At 72.7% G+C, this 14,468-nt stretch carries 14 protein-coding genes; 4 read left to right on the forward strand and 10 right to left on the reverse strand.

Annotated features, from left to right (window positions below; genetic code table 11):
• Window positions 1–120 precede the first annotated feature (120 nt).
• The 3 genes from SSP24_RS14670 to SSP24_RS14680 are packed head-to-tail and all read left to right on the forward strand — an operon-like array spanning window position 121 to window position 1,335.
• Window positions 121–525 carry a ChaB family protein gene (locus tag SSP24_RS14670; protein WP_141309960.1) on the forward strand — a complete coding sequence of 135 codons (405 nt, stop codon included), beginning with the start codon at window positions 121–123 and terminating at the stop codon, window positions 523–525.
• A 37-nt stretch (window positions 526–562) separates the two neighbouring features.
• Window positions 563–928 (forward strand): DUF6479 family protein, encoded by a 366-nt coding sequence (locus SSP24_RS14675; protein ID WP_141309961.1) that lies wholly within the window; start codon window positions 563–565, stop codon window positions 926–928.
• Window positions 929–981: 53 nt separating this feature from the next.
• Window positions 982–1,335, forward strand: a complete 354-nt coding sequence (locus SSP24_RS14680; RefSeq protein WP_141309962.1) for a DUF8129 domain-containing protein — start codon at window positions 982–984, stop codon at window positions 1,333–1,335.
• Window positions 1,336–1,347: 12 nt separating this feature from the next.
• On the opposite strand, the gene SSP24_RS14685 is transcribed toward SSP24_RS14680, so the two are convergent.
• The 10 genes from SSP24_RS14685 to SSP24_RS14730 form a co-directional block, all read right to left on the reverse strand.
• Window positions 1,348–1,803: an RpiB/LacA/LacB family sugar-phosphate isomerase gene (locus tag SSP24_RS14685; RefSeq protein ID WP_141309963.1), complete on the reverse strand. Its 456-nt coding sequence runs from the start codon at window positions 1,801–1,803 to the stop codon at window positions 1,348–1,350.
• A 26-nt stretch (window positions 1,804–1,829) separates the two neighbouring features.
• Entirely contained in the window at window positions 1,830–2,252 is a 423-nt protein-coding gene (locus SSP24_RS14690; protein WP_141309964.1) for a PPOX class F420-dependent oxidoreductase, read from the reverse strand.
• A gap of 33 nt (window positions 2,253–2,285) precedes the next feature.
• Window positions 2,286–3,212 (reverse strand): NAD(P)-dependent oxidoreductase, encoded by a 927-nt coding sequence (locus SSP24_RS14695; RefSeq protein ID WP_141309965.1) that lies wholly within the window; start codon window positions 3,210–3,212, stop codon window positions 2,286–2,288.
• A gap of 116 nt (window positions 3,213–3,328) precedes the next feature.
• Window positions 3,329–5,698 (reverse strand): glycoside hydrolase family 65 protein, encoded by a 2,370-nt coding sequence (locus SSP24_RS14700; protein ID WP_141309966.1) that lies wholly within the window; start codon window positions 5,696–5,698, stop codon window positions 3,329–3,331.
• Window positions 5,699–5,841: 143 nt separating this feature from the next.
• On the reverse strand, window positions 5,842–6,249 hold the full coding sequence (locus tag SSP24_RS14705; RefSeq protein WP_141309967.1) for a luciferase domain-containing protein: 408 nt from the start codon (window positions 6,247–6,249) through the stop codon (window positions 5,842–5,844).
• Between the two features lie 71 nt (window positions 6,250–6,320).
• Entirely contained in the window at window positions 6,321–7,289 is a 969-nt protein-coding gene (locus SSP24_RS14710; protein ID WP_141309968.1) for an ATP-grasp domain-containing protein, read from the reverse strand.
• A 419-nt stretch (window positions 7,290–7,708) separates the two neighbouring features.
• Complete coding sequence (locus SSP24_RS14715; protein ID WP_141309969.1) at window positions 7,709–8,770, reverse strand: LacI family DNA-binding transcriptional regulator; 1,062 nt, start codon at window positions 8,768–8,770, stop codon at window positions 7,709–7,711.
• A 122-nt stretch (window positions 8,771–8,892) separates the two neighbouring features.
• Window positions 8,893–10,641 carry a glycoside hydrolase family 35 protein gene (locus tag SSP24_RS14720; RefSeq protein WP_141309970.1) on the reverse strand — a complete coding sequence of 583 codons (1,749 nt, stop codon included), beginning with the start codon at window positions 10,639–10,641 and terminating at the stop codon, window positions 8,893–8,895.
• 31 nt (window positions 10,642–10,672) lie between these two features.
• Window positions 10,673–11,890 (reverse strand): MFS transporter, encoded by a 1,218-nt coding sequence (locus SSP24_RS14725; protein ID WP_141309971.1) that lies wholly within the window; start codon window positions 11,888–11,890, stop codon window positions 10,673–10,675.
• An 83-nt stretch (window positions 11,891–11,973) separates the two neighbouring features.
• Window positions 11,974–12,813 (reverse strand): aldo/keto reductase, encoded by an 840-nt coding sequence (locus SSP24_RS14730; RefSeq protein ID WP_141309972.1) that lies wholly within the window; start codon window positions 12,811–12,813, stop codon window positions 11,974–11,976.
• 224 nt (window positions 12,814–13,037) lie between these two features.
• Here SSP24_RS14730 and SSP24_RS14735 point away from each other — a divergent pair, with 224 nt between their 5' ends.
• Window positions 13,038–14,456 (forward strand): chloride channel protein, encoded by a 1,419-nt coding sequence (locus SSP24_RS14735; protein WP_373306752.1) that lies wholly within the window; start codon window positions 13,038–13,040, stop codon window positions 14,454–14,456.
• The last annotated feature ends 12 nt before the right edge of the window (window positions 14,457–14,468 follow it).

Below are 14,468 nucleotides of genomic sequence, written 5' to 3' on the forward strand. Positions count from 1 at the left end.
CGCGCGGGTAGCCATGGCCGCCCCCGCCAAACCCCCGAGGGGCGAAGGGTACGGCCTGTTTTCCGCCGTCGCTCGCGGGCACCCGGATCCCGACGAACAAGGACAAGGGAGGTGGATCGGATGCCCGGACGAGAGGAGCTCCCCTCGACCCTGGAGCGCTCCTCCCGGGAGGCCCAGCGCACCTGGATCAAGGCGCACGACTCGGCGGTCGAGCAGTACGGCGAGGGCGAGCGGGCCCACCGCGTGGCCTACGGCGCGCTGAAGCACACGCACGAGAAGGTCGGCGACCACTGGGAGCGCAAGGAGGGCGGCCGCAAGGGCCCCTCGGACCCGCAGTCGGCCAGGCCGCGCGGCCAGGGCGGGCGCAGTGGCGAGGGCGTCGATGAGAGCGCCTCGAAGCAGCATCTCTACGACGTCGCCAAGCGGCTCGACATCGACGGCCGATCCCGGATGTCGAAGTCGGAGCTGCTCGACTCGATTCGCAAGGCGAACCGCTCCAAGACCCGCGCCGCCCGGTCCCAGTGACCCGGTTCACTGTCGATTTAGGGGGTATTCGTCCGATATGAACACTGCATCCATGCAGCTGGCCGCGCCGAGCGGACTGCTCCTGCTCGTGCCGATCGTGGTCGCCGTCGCCGTTCTCGTCGTGCTGTGGGGGGGCTTCTGGCTCGGCAACCGCGTCAAGCTCGGTGAACCTCCGCGCCCGCGCCCGGAGGAGCAGCCGCACCTGCCGCCGGAGGGCGCGGTGCACGAGATCCGCGAGAACCGGGAGCCGGACGACGTGCCCGTGATCCCCAAGGGCGGTCGCCCGCTCACGCCGTACGAGCTGACCAACATGCGGACCCGGCCGAGCGCGTCGAAGGACCGGCCCCGCTGGGGCAAGGGCACCACCGGTTCGTTCGGCGGCGGCGGGCTCGGCGCGCACTGAGCGCCGCCCCGGCAGCACGGACGCAGAGCAACAGACAGAGGGAAGGGAAGATCATGGCCGACGCCGGCCGCAGCGCCCTGCCACTGCCCGACTACGACCATCTGCCGATCGGCGGTCTGGAGGCCCGTGTGCGGTCGCTGACCACCGAGGAGGTCGAGGAGCTCCTCGCGTACGAGCGGACGCACGCCGACCGGGTGCCGGTGACCGAGCTGCTCACCACGCGGCTGGAGCAGCTGAAGGCGGGCGCGGAGCCGACGTCCGGCGACCCGTCGGCGCTGCGCCCCGAGCAGGGCCCAGCGGGCCGGGCCGGCTCCCCGGTGTCGCCCGCGACATCGCCGGAGCCCTCCAGCCCGCCGCCGCACGGGACACCGGACCAGCGGGGGAAGCCGAAGGGGGACCGTACGTAGAGGTGGGAAGCCTCAGGGCATGGCCCGACCGTCGTCCAGCTGTTCGATGCGGGCCACGTTCCCCCGGTCCTCGGCGTCCTCGCTGGCCTCCCCGGCGAACCAGGCGTCGAGGATCTCTTTCAGGACCGGCTCGGAGGTCAGCCGCAGGCTCAGCGCCAGCACGTTGGCGTCGTTCCAGCGGCGGGCGCCGTCGGCCGTATAGGCGTCGGTGCACAGGGCCGCCCGTACGCCCGGCACCTTGTTCGCGGCGATCGACGCACCGGTGCCGGTCCAGCAGCACACCACCGCCATCGCCGACGTCCCGTCGGCCACGTCCCGCGCGGCCGCCGACGAGCACGCCGCCCACTGCGGGTCGTCACCGGCGCGCAGCGCGCCGTGGGTGAGCACCTCGTGGCCGCGATCGCGCAGTTCCGTGACGAGCAGGCGGGCGACGGGTTCGTCCATGTCCGAGGAAACGGAGATCCGCATGCCTCGGAGCCTACGTCAGCCCCGGCTCAGGTGGAGGCCTGAGCGCTGTCCTTCAGGGCGCCCCAGCCGTGCCAGCGCTCGACCTCGATCCAGGCGCTGACCCGGGCGCGCACCCGGTCCGGGTAGGGGTTGCCGATGTAGTGCCGGGCGAGCCGGTCGATGTCGGCCAGTTGCTCGTCGTCGTACATCTTGGTGACGCGTCCGACGAGGGTGACGTGGGTGTACCAGTCGTCCTTGTCCATGACGGTGAGAGTGACGCGCGGGTCGCGCCGCAGGTGCTTCAGCCGGACCCGGCCCTCGTCCAGGCTGATCAGCACCTGCCCGTTCTCCCACAGGTACCAGGTGGGCGTGGAGACAGGCGTGCCGTCGGAGCGCAGGGTGGCCATCACGCAGGGGTTGGGACGGGCCAGCAGTGCGTCGACCTCGGGCGGCAGCGGGGTCCTGGACATGTGGTTTCCTCCTGGGGCGCAGGTGAACGGGGGTCAGGCGGAGGGCGTTTCAGGTGCCTCGGGCACCTCGGGCGTCTCGGGCCTTTCGTCGAAGCTGGCGAAGTACGCGGCGGCCATGTCCTCGTCGCCGTGGCCCTGCGCGGCGGCGCGGGCCAGCCGCTGCGCGCCCGCGGCGGCGACATCGAGCCGTACGCCGTGCCGCTCACCCGCCTCGACGATCAGTCGCGCGTCCTTCGCGGCCGTGGCCACCGCGAACTGGGGCGGGGACAGCCGGTCGTCGAGGATGAGCCCGCTCTTGACGCGCAGGTAGCCCATGTCGAGCGGGCCCCCGGCGATCGCGTCGAAGAAGTTCTGCGGGTCCACGCCGAGCGCCTGCGCCAGGGCGAGGGCCTCGCCGGCCGCGTTGGTGGCGGCGAGGACCCAGCTGTTGGCGACCAGTTTCAGCCGGGTCGCGGTGCCGGCGGCGCCGTCCTCGCCGGTCCACACCGTGCGGGTGCCGACCGCGTCGAAGACAGGCGTGACCGCTTCCCGGCCGCGGCTCGGACCGGCGGCGAGCACGAGCAGCTGCCCGGCCTCGGCGGGCTGGCGGGTGCCGAGCACGGGAGCGTCGTAGAAGACCAGGCCGTGTTCCTCGGCGAAGGCGGCCAGTTCGGCGACGGAGTCCAGGCCGGCGGTCGTCGACTGCGCCCAGGCGGTGCCGGGCCGCAGGGCGGGCGCGGCCTGGCGCATGACGTCCAGGACGGCGGCCCCGTCGTACAGCATGGTGAGGACGACGTCGGCGCCCTCGACGGCCTCAGCCGGGGTGCCGGCGATGTGCGCGCCGTCGGCGGCGAGCGGTTCGGCCTTGTCGCGGCTGCGGTTCCAGGCGCGGACGCCGAGTCCGGCCCTGGCGAGGTTGCGGGCCATCGCGGCGCCCATGATGCCGGTGCCCAGGACAGTCACGGTGCGTGTGTCGGTCATGCGTCAACTTCCTGATCGGTGCGGTGATCGCTGCTCTGCTCGGACCGCCGGTTCCGACGATGCCACTCCTCGGACGGGTCGCGCGCGGCGGGGTCGGGCCGGATGGCGGTGGCCGCTCACTCCGGCAGCAGCAGTCGCCCCGTCTCCCCCGGCTCCAGCCGTACGGCCCGGCCCGGCAGGCGTACGTCGATGGGGGTCTCGTCGGACGACGGTACGGTGATCTCCAGGCGGCCGTGGCGCAGGCGCAGGCGGACGCCCCAGTTGCCCTGGTAGCGCAGGGAGAGGCCGTACGAGGACAGCTCCGGCAGCGGGACCGGGTCCAGCCACAGGGCGCCTTCTCGGGTCTCCAGGCCGGTCAGGCCGCGCTGGACGAGGTCGAGGGTGCCGGCCATGGCGCCGAGGTGGATGCCCTCGCCGGTGGTGCCGCCCTGCACGTCGGCGATGTCGCCGCGCAGGGCCTCCTGCACGAACTGCCAGGCCTCGGCGCGCCGGGCCCGGGTGAGGATCCAGCCGTGCACCAGGCCGCTGAGGGTGGAGCCGTGGCTGGTGCGGTGGAGGTAGTAGTCGACGGTGCGCTGCCAGGTCTCCTCGTCCAGCCACAGCCCCAACCGCGCGAACAGGCCCTGCAGTTCCTCGGGTGCGAAGAGGTAGCCGAGCATCAGGACGTCGGCCTGTTTGGAGGCCTGGTAGCGGTTGACGGTGTCGTCCTCGGCCTCCAGGATCCGGTCGAGCCGGCGGATGTCGCCGTACTCCTGCCGGTAGCGGTGCCAGTCGAGTTCGGCGAGGTCGCCGTAGCCGTCGAACTGGCTGATGACGCCCTCGTGGAAGGGCACGTGCAGGGTGCGGGAGATCTCGTCCCACAGGTCGAGCTCTTCGTCGTCCAGGCCGGTGCGCTCGGCGAGTTCACGGCGCCGCGGCTCGGGCAGGCCGTGCAGCAGCTCCAGAGTGCGGGTGAGCACCCAGGAGGCGGTGACGTTGGTGTAGGCGTTGTCGTTCAGGCCGGGCTGCTGGGCGTCGGGGTAGGCGTCGTGGTACTCGTCGGGGCCGACCACGCCCCGGATGCGGTACCGGCCGAGGACCTTGTCGTAACGGGCCGCGTCGGCCCAGAAGCGGGCGATCTGGAGCAGCATCTCGGCGGCCTTGGTGTGCCGGAACTCGGTGTCGCCGCTGGCCTCGCAGTACTGCCACACGTTGTACGCGATCGCCGAGCCGACGTGGTGCTGGAGGTGGGAGTGGTCCGGCAGCCAGCGGCCCGACCTCGGGTTGAGGTGCAGCTGCTGGGTCTCCTCACGGCCGTCGCTGCCGCTCTGCCAGGGGTACATCGCGCCCCGGCGTCCTGCGTTCAGCGCGGCGGTGCAGGCCTGTTCGAGGCGGCGGTGGCGGTAGCGCAGCAGAGCCCGGGAGACCTCGGGGAAGTGCAGGTTGAGGAAGGGCAGGACGAACAGCTCGTCCCAGAAGACATGGCCGCGGTAGGCCTCCCCGTGCAGTCCGCGCGCGGGTACGCCGACGTCTAGGTCGGCGGTGTGCGGGGAGAGCGTCTGCAGTACGTGGAACAGGTGCAGCCGCAGGATGCTGCCGGCCTCGCCGGGGACGTCGAGGTCGGCACGGCGCCACAGCTGCGCCCAGGCGGTGCGGTGGCTGCGCAGCAGTTCGTCGAAGGCGGGAGCGCGGCCGACCCGGGCGACGGCGGCGTACAGCGGGTCGCTGATCGCCGGGTCGCGCGAGGTGTACACGGCGACGGTCTTGTCGACGGTGGCGGGGCGGCCGGGCACCAGTTGCAGCCGGGTCCGCTGGGTGGTGCGGGGGCGGGCGTGCCGGATGGTCACGGGCGCGTCGGCGGTGAGGCGGGAGGCCATGCCGATGCGGATGTCGGAGGTGCGGGTGCGGCAGCGCAGCCACACCGTGTCGTGCTCGGCGGTTCCGGCGTGTTCGTGGGTGAGGTGGTGGCCGTCCAGGTCCCGGTAGCGCTCCACTCCGGCGTTGGTGACGCCGCCGTCGAGGGCGGCCTCGACGTGCAGTTCGCCGGAGAAGCCGTCGGCGGTGAACTCGGTGCGCAGCGCCGCCAGGTGCGGGTCGGCCATGTGCACCAGCCGCTCCTGGCGCACGGTCAGCGCCCGTCCGTTGCCCAGCCCGTAGCTGGTCAGCCGCTCCAGCACGCCCGAGGACAGGTGCAGCACCAGGCGGTGTTCGAGGACGGTCGCGGTGTCCGGGGTGAGCCAGGGACGGCCGCGCAGCCGGAAGCGCAGCGGCAGCCAGTTGGGCACGTTGACCAGGTCCTCGTTCTCGACCCTGCGTCCGGCCACATCGGAGGTGAGCCGGTTGTAGCAGCCGGCCACATAGGTCCCCGGGTAGTGCACATCGTCCGCGGAGCACTCCGGCAGGGCGCCGCGGGTGGCGAAGTAGCCGTTGCCGAGCGTGCACAGCGACTCGCGCAGCCGCTCGTCGGCCGGCTCGTAACCCTCGTACTCCCAGGTCCAGCCCGTCACCTCGGTGCTCCTCCCGCAGCAGGCGGCGTGCCGAGTTCCCGGTACGGCTCGCTCGGCACCCGTGCGCAAGCAGTCTCTCCCCGGCGCCCTGCCGGGGGGTGCGGCCCACGCCGGTGACGAGCGGGAACCGCGCCGGAGCGGCCCTACGGGGCCAAGGGTGCCACGCCGGCCGGGTCGCGGCGCAGGACCGTGACCCGGTGGAAATTGCACCCGCCGGGTGGGGCGGGCTCGGCCGGGGGCTCGGCCTGGTGGGCCTGGAGGGCGACGCTCACCAGGCTCAGCAGCAGGTCGACGTCCGTGTCGCAGTCGAGGTGGACGGTCACCCACCGGGAGCCGGGCACCAGCCGGATCGCCGTGGAGACGGTGAGGTCCTGGGCGAACCGCCGGATGGCCCGGCTGGTCAGGTGCAGGTCCACGTCGTGAGCCGTGTGGAAGTGGGCGATCTCGCTGCGGGCGGAGCGAACTGCCCGCCCTGTGCCGCAACTGGCCGGTCCCGCCGTGAGGTCGGGCCAGGCTTCCAGTTGCTCCAGGGCGCGCTGGGCCAGAGTCATGTCCCCATCGTCACCGCATCACCCCACCGATACCAGTGGTTGAGCGTTTCGTAACCCAGGCGTGAGGATCCTCACGCGGGTAACCGCCGTACTGGGCGCGCCTTGCGCGTCGCTGCCAGGGCGTTCAAGTGGGCCTCGATGTACGGCACGGCGACCGTCTCGACCTCGCCGTCGACGAAGGCGGGCTGCACGTTCACCTCGAAGACGACTCCGCCGTTCTCGATTGCGAGGTCGACGCCGGCGAAGGGCAGTCCGACGGACGCGGTGGCCGCGATCGCCAGCTGGGCGAGGCGGGGCGGGAGGTCGGCCGGGGCGATGGGGACGGGCGTGGCGCCCTGGCAGGTGTTGCAGGGGGTGTCGGGCTCGGGCTGGAGGTGTTCGCGGGCGTGGATGACGCGGCCGCCGAGGACGAAGACGCGGAACTGGTGGCGTGAGCCGTCGGCGGTGATGTTGCCCGCGTCCCGGGACAGCAGCCAGTCGGTGCGGCGCTCGGCGTAGAAGGCGGTGGCCCGCTCCACGCCGTCCTCGGTGGTGAGGTGGAAGGTGTCGCCGCCGCCGGTGCCGATGACGGGCCGGGCCCAGGTGTCCCGGCCGAGCTTGTCGAAGGCGGCGAGCGCCTCGGCCACGCCTGGCCGGGACAGTACGACGGTTTCCATGTGGGCGATGCCGTCCCGTCGGAAGCGCTCCACGGTCAGGTCCTTCTCGGTGGCGGTGCGCCAGGCGGCGACGCCGGTGCCGAGGGTCACCACGTCGTGGTCTTCCAGCAGGCACTGAAAACCGGCGAGTTCGTGGCGGCGGTGCGGGGGGATCTCGTAGAGCACCACGACGTCGGGTACGAGGTCCAGCTGCTCGTCGGGGACGTGCAGCCGTAAGCCGTCTCCCGCCGGAAGTCCGCGCCCGGTACCGCCGGTCGCGAAGTGCCGGGAGTCGATGGGGACCGGCGCGGCGCCGGTGAGCAGTTCCACCGCCCGGGCGAGGAACTCGGCGCAGCCCTCGGGCGAGGTGGGGTCGGTGATCAGGGCGATGCACGGTCGGGACACGGCGGCCTCCAGCGGTTCTCGACGCGCACGGGTGCCGCGCACACTCGGTCGCGCGGCCCGAGCGAACTCATGGGGTGATGCCGGTCGCGTGGGCGGTCGTCGCTGCGGGCTGAGCCGTGCCGAACGCCCGGCGCGGACCGGGGCGCCACACTGTAGGCGCAGGGCGGAACGCCATAACAGGGCGCACACACCCCCACCCCCTGCTCCCACCTCTGCGCCACCCGCCCCCTGGCGTACGCCTTGCGGGCGACCAGGGGGCGGCGCCTGGAGCCGTGGCCTTGAGGTCGGCAACCCAGCCAACAGCCCAAACCTCAGGGCCGCACCCCAAGCCCTACGAACACTCAACCCACCAGACAAACAACCCCGCAACCATATGAGCCGTCAGCACGTCGGGGCCGAGCCCGCAGCCCTGCCGACCGTCAGGGCCCCGAAGCCGGGCCCGTGCTCTGGCGGATGATCAGTTCGACGGGGACGACGGGCTCGACCCTGGGTTCGACGCCGTCGATACGGTCCAGCAGCAGGCGCAGGGCGCGGCTGCCGATCTCGGCGAAGTCGGTGCGCACGGTGGTCAGCGGCGGCAGCAGGTGCGCGGCCTCGGGAATGTCGTCGTACCCGACCACGCTCACGTCGTCCGGGACCCGCCGCCCCGCCTCGTGCAGGGCGCGCAGCAGGCCGAGGGCCATCTGGTCGTTGGAGGCGAACACGGCGGTGACGCTCGGGTCACGTGCGAGGCGACGGCCCAGTTCGTAGCCCGAGTCGGCGCTCCAGTCCCCGATCAGCGGCTCGGGGACGGGGACGCCCGCCGCGTTCAAGGTCTCGCGCCAGCTGTCCATCCGTACGTCCGCCGAGGTCCAGCCGGTGGGGCCCGCGATGTGGTGGACGGTGGTGTGGCCGAAGCTCAGAAGGTGCTCGGTGGCCTTGCGTGCTCCGGACCAGGAGTCGGCGCTGATCAGGGGCGTACGGCCGCCGAGGTCGTTCTCCAGCACCACCATCGGGGCGTCCAGCCCGGCCTCGGCCAGGGCCGTGCCGACCCGGCGCTGCGGGGCGATGGCGATCACGCCGTCCGCGCCCTCCGCCGACAGCCGGTCCACCGCCCGGACCACGGTGTCCCGTTCGGCCGTGTCCAGGGCGATGGAGCTGACCAGGTAACCGGCGCCCTGCGCCGCCGTGTTGATCGCCGTCAGGATCGAGGCCGGTCCGTACCGCGCCGCGTCGAAGGAGATCACGCCGAGCATCCGGGTCCGCCCACTGGCCAGCGAGCGGGCGCTGCGGCTCGGCCGGTACCCCAGCGCGCGCATGGCCTCCAGCACCGCCTCCCGGGTCTCGGTACGGACCGCCGGATGGTCGTTGAGCACCCGGGACACGGTCTGCTTGGACACCCCGGCGAGCCGGGCCACGTCGTCCATCACCGGGCGCGTTCCGGCGAAGCTGCGGCGGCTGCGCCCCCTGGGAGGCGGGCCGCCGGGGGTGCTTCGGGTCATGGCGAGTGGTGGTTCCTTCGGCCTCGTCCCGGCGGTCCTGTCCCGCCCGGCGGAACCACAGGATAGGCCGGGCGGGCCTCCCCCGGACGCCTCGGCCATGGCCGACGCCGAGGCGCGGCCGATCAGCGCTGCACCGGCCCGAGGTCGGGGGTGTCGGTGAGCTGGGCGCGGGTGCTGGTGCTGGCGTGCAGTTCGAGCAGGAGGAGGTCGTTGACGCCGGGGCGGAGGACGGGTGCGGGGACGTAGAGGGTGCGCTGGGGGCCGCGGTTCCAGTAGCGGCCGAGGTGGAAGCCGTTGATCCAGGCCTGGCCCTTGGTCCAGCCGGGCAGGGAGAGGAAGGTGTCGGCGGGTTCGGCCACCTCGAAGGAGCCGTGGTGGAAGGCGGGGCCGACGACGGTGGTGGTCTCGAAGGGCAGGTCGTCGATGTCCGTCAAGGGCAGGGGGTGGCAGTCCCAGCCGCGCAGCGCCTCGCCGTTGAAGGTGACCGGTCCCAGCAGGCCCTTGGGCTCGCCGATGCGCGGGCCGTAGTTGGCGCCGCCCATGTTCTCCACGAGGACGTCCAGCGTGGTGCCGGGGCGGGGGACGCGGACGGGCAGGGTCTCGTCGTGGCGTTCGCGTTCCAGTACGCCGACGGGGGCGCCGTCGAGGAAGACCTGCGCCCGGTCCCCGACACCGCCCGTAAAGTGCAGCAGGCCGTCGCCGGCGGTGGGGACGGTGGTGCGGTAGAGGGTGTAGCCGGAGCGCTGGCCGAGCTCCTCCATGGTGAGGGGGCTCTCGGCGTGCACGGGCTTCGCCGTGCGAGCTGCGAGAGGCAGCAGCGCGGCCTGCCGACCCAACTCGACGACGGTGGGCGGGAGTTTCGGGCTCGGTGCGGGGCCGGGCTCGTCGGGTACGGGGGCGTGGCGGGCGATGACCTCACGGAAGGCGTGGTACTTCGGGCCCGGGTCGCCGCTCTCGGTGAGCGCGGCGTCGTAGTCGTAGGACGTGGTGATCGGGGCGTAGGCGTGGTCGTGGTTGGCGCCGTTGGTGAATCCGAAGTTGGTGCCGCCGTGGAACATGTAGATGTTCACCGAGGCCCCCGCCGACAGCAACCGGTCCAGGTCAGCCGCCGCGTCGGCCGCGTCCCGCACGTGGTGCCCCTCGCCCCAGTGGTCGAACCAGCCGATCCAGAACTCCGCGCACATCAGCGGCCCTTCGGGCTGGTGGGCGCGCAACAGGCCGAGGTTCTGGTCGACCTTGCTGCCGAAGGTGGCGGTGGCCAGGGTGCCGGGCAGACTGCCGGCCGCCAGGTCGGCGGGCTGGTCACAGGTGAACAGCAGCTCCTCGACGTCACGCGAGCGCAGGGAGTGGTGCAGATGCTTGAGGTACGCGGTGTCCTCACCGTAGGCGCCCTGTTCGTTCTCCACCTGGACGGCGATCACCGGCCCGCCGGATGCCGCCATGTGCGGCAGCAGCGGGGGCAGCAGCAGGTCGAGGTAGCGGTCCACGGCATCCGTGAAGCGCGGGTCGGCGCTGCGCAGCCGGATGTCGGGGTCGGCGGTGAGCCAGGCGGGCAGGCCGCCGCCGTCCCACTCCGCGCAGATGAAGGGTCCGGGCCGCAGCAGGACGTGCAGGCCCTCGGCCCGGGCCAGGGTCAGGTAGTGCGGCAGGTCGAGGATGCCGTCGAGGACGAAGGGGCCGTCGGGGTCGGGCTGGTGGAGGTTCCACGGCACGTACGTCTCCACCGTGTTGAGCCCCATCAGCCGGGCCTTGCGCAGCCGGTCGGCCCACTGGCCGGGGTGGACGCGGAAGTAGTGCATCGCTCCGGAGATGATCCGGAACGGCTCGCCGTGCAGCAGGAAGCCGTCGGAGGTGGTGGTCAGGGCGGGCATAAGGACTTCCCTTCGGGTGGAATGGGTCGGTCTACGACGAGCGCGTGGCCCGGATCAGCCAGAGCGTCGCCGCCAGGCACAGCGCGGACACACCGCTCAGCAGCAACGGCACGGCACGCGTCCCCGACCACTCGATGGCCTTGCCGAGCGCCGGACCGGCCACGACGCCACCGGCCACGGACGCGGCGATGACCGTCGCCCCGGCTCGACGGGCTTGCGGGACCGCCCGGTTGAGCCACGGCAGCCCGGTCGGGAAGATCGGCGCGATGAACAGGCCGACGCCCGCGTACGCGTAGGGTGCGAGGCCCGGCACCGTGGCCAGCAGCAGACAGCCGGTCATGCCCGCGCAGGAGACGGTGATGATGGCCTGGGCGGAGAAGCGCAGGGCGATCGGCACGACCAGGAACCGGCCGACCGTCATCATCAGCCAGTACACGGAGGTGGCGGTCGCCGCGAACCCGGCGCCGTACCCCACGCTCTCCAGATGGGTCGGCTCCCAGCCGCCGACGCCGGCCTCGATACCGACGTGCAGGACGTACAGCACGACGAACACCGCGAGCACGGAACCCAGGCTCCGGCCGAGCACACCGGACTCCCCCACCGCATCGCCGGGCTTCGGCGACCGGTCCCGTACGCCCCTCAGGCACAGCAGCAGCGGCAGGGTGACCAGCGCGAAGCCGAGGAAGACCGCCGGGTAGCGATCGGCGCCGATCACGCCGACGACGGCCGGGCCGAGCATCGCGCCCACGCCGAAGTGGGCGTTGAGGACGTTGAGCATGGCCGTCGAGCGGTGACCGAAGCCGATGGCGAAGAGCTGGTTGAGCCCGTAGTCGAGGCCGCCGAACCCGAGCCCGGCGAGCAGCGCCATGGCCAGCGCCGACGGCCAGTCGGGCGCCAGCGCGAAGCCGGCCGCGCCCACGGCCATCAGCAGATACGAGCAGCCCAGGAGACGCCGGTTGCCGATCCGCCCGTACAGCCGGTCGAAGAGCAGCACCCCGGCGAAACCGCCGGCGAAATGGGCGCTCAGGCCCATCCCGGCGGCCGACGGGGACAGCCCGAACTCCCTCCGGAAGGCGGGGATCGCGGGCCCGTACAGCGCCTGGAGCGCCCCGATGAGCACGAAGCCCACGCAGGAGGCGATCACGGCGACGGGGCTGAAGGCGGGGGTGTCCGGGGTGGTGGTGCGGGTGGCTTCGACGGGGGGTCCGGTCGTTGGATCGGTCACGCAGACGAGTGTTACCGGTAACATCAGGCCCGTCAAGGCACTTTGCACGGTGCCGTGAAAGTGGGTTCGGGCCCCGAACCCGTCCCTTTTTCGTCAGGCCTGCTCGATCAGGCCTGTTCGCTCAGGCGGTCGAGGCGGGCGAGGTTGGACGGGGACAGGTCGAGGCCGCCCGCGGCGACGTTCTCTTCGAGGTGGTCGATCCGGGCGGTGCCGGGGATGGGGCAGATCACCGGGGAGTGGGCGAGCAGCCAGGCGAGTGCGACCTGCGTCGGCGTGGCGCCGAGCTCGTCCGCCACGGCGGCGATCTCCGCGTGCGTGCCGGACGTGCCGTGCGCGACCGGCCGCCACGGCAGGAAGGCGATGCCCGCCGTCGCGCAGGCCTTGAGCACCGGCTCGTGCTCCCGGTCGAGCAGGCTGTACCGGTTCTGCACGCTCACCACTTCGACGACGGCGCGCGCTTGGTCGAGCTGGTCGACCGTGACCTCCGAGAGACCGATCCGGCCGACCTTGCCCTCGGTCTGCAACTCCCTCAGCGTGCCGAGCTGTTCGGCCGGCGGGGTCTCCGGGTCGATGCGGTGCAGCTGGAGCAGTTCGAGCCGTTCGACGCGCAGTCGCCGTAGGGCCTGGTCCACCTGGTCGCGCAGGATGGCCGGGCGTCCGTCGAGGCGCCAGTCCCCGTCGGGGCCGGTGCGGGCGACGCCGACCTTGGTGGTGATCAGCAGGTCGGCCGGGTAGGGGTGCAGCGCTTCGGCGAGGAGTTCCTCGTTGGCGCCGCCGCCGTAGAGGTGGGCGGTGTCGATCAGGGTGATGCCCAGTTCGACCGCCCGGCGGGCGACCGAGAGGCCGGTCTGCCGCTCGGGGGCCGGGTCGATCGGCAGCCGCATCGCCCCGAAGCCCAGCCGTCCCACGGCCAGCTCCCCGCCGATGTGAAACACGTCCGCTGTCATGCGCCGCCCACTCCCCCTCGTCCAAGGGCGCACGTTATCAACCCGGTTGTGGCCGCAGTGCCCCGAACGGGCCAGTGCGCGCACCGGCACCTCCGCCGACGGGTACGGATAGCGCACCAGCCCAGCCCCGAGGAGGCCGATCGTGCAGCCCCCGAACCAGCCCTCCGGCCCCGAGCAGATGCCGTATGGGACCGCAGCCGATCCGACCCCGTTCGCCACACGTCGTGGCGTCTGACGGTACGGCCCCCGAACCGGCCCCCGACCCTCCCGCGGCTTCGGCGTCTTCGGATTCTTCGTCGGCTTCGGATTCTTCGGCGGCTTCGGCATCGTCCACCTCGTCCGAGCTGGACCTTCGACGGATCCTGCTGAGCCGCGGCTATCTACGTCTGCTGCTGATCAGCGCGGTGCTCGGTGTCCCGGTCTCCATCGCCTGTTTCTTCTTCGTCGCCGCTCAGCACCAACTCCAGCACTGGGTGTGGAACGCGCTGCCCGAGGCGGCCGGGTACGACCGTCCGCCGTGGTGGTGGCCGTTGCCCGCGCTGCTGCTCGCGGGGCTGGTCCTGGCGCCGATCGTGACCCGGATGCCGGGCGGGGGTGGGCACATCCCGGTGCACGGATTCGGCGGTGGTCCGCCGATCGGTCCGCGCGCGGTGCCCGGCGTGGTGCTGGCGACGCTCACGACGCTTCCGCTCGGTGTGGTCCTCGGCCCGGAGGCACCGCTGATGGCGGTCGGCAGCGGGCTCGCCCTGCTCACCCTGCGGTGGGCGGGGCCGGTCACGGATCCCAGGATGACAGCGGTGTGCGCCACCGCGGGTTCCACGGCGGCGATCTCCACGATCCTGGGCGGGCCGGTGGTGGCCGCGGTACTGGTGATCGAGGCGGCCGGGTTCGGCGGCGCCCGGCTGGTGGCCGTACTGCTGCCCTGTCTGGTCGCGAGCGCGGCGGGTGCGCTGGTCTTCACTGGTTTCGGCCACTGGACCGGTCTGGAGATCGGCGCGCTCTCCCTGCCCACCGTGCCGGCGGACGTCAACCCGGACGCGGGCGATTTCCTGTGGGGCATCCCGGCGGCGGCGCTGGTCGCCCTGGTCGTCGCGGTGGCGCGGGGACTCGGTTACCGGACCCTGCGCTGGACCGGGCGGCACACCGCCGTGCGCACCGTCGTCTGCGCCACCGCGGTCGGCGTATGTCTGGCGGCGTACGCCGTGATCACCGACCGCTCGCCCGAGGAGGCGGCCCTGTCCGGCCAGGCCGCGCTCGGCCGGCTGGCGGCGCATCCGCAGGCCTGGTCCGTGGCCGCCCTCGTCGTGCTCGTGCTGTGCAAGGGGCTGGCCTGGGGCATCGCGTTGGGCAGCCTGCGGGGCGGTCCGGTCTTCCCGGCGGTACTGCTGGGCGCCGCCACGGCCCTGGCCTGTGCCGGGCTGCCGGGGCTCGGTGCGACCCCGGCCCTGGCGCTCGGCATGGCGGCCGCGGCGACCGCGATCACGGGCCTGCCGCTGTCCAGCGCGGTCCTCACCGTCCTGCTGATGGGCGACGACGCGTACAACCAGATGCCGCTGATCATCGCCGCTGCGGTCGTGTCCTTCGTCGTCACCCACCTCGTGCGCGGGCGCGAGTCGCCACGGAAGGACAACGGCACGTCATAAAGAATGCCCGTT

It is taken from the genome of Streptomyces spinoverrucosus (genome assembly GCF_006539505.1).
GTDB classification, from domain to species: domain Bacteria; phylum Actinomycetota; class Actinomycetes; order Streptomycetales; family Streptomycetaceae; genus Streptomyces; species Streptomyces spinoverrucosus.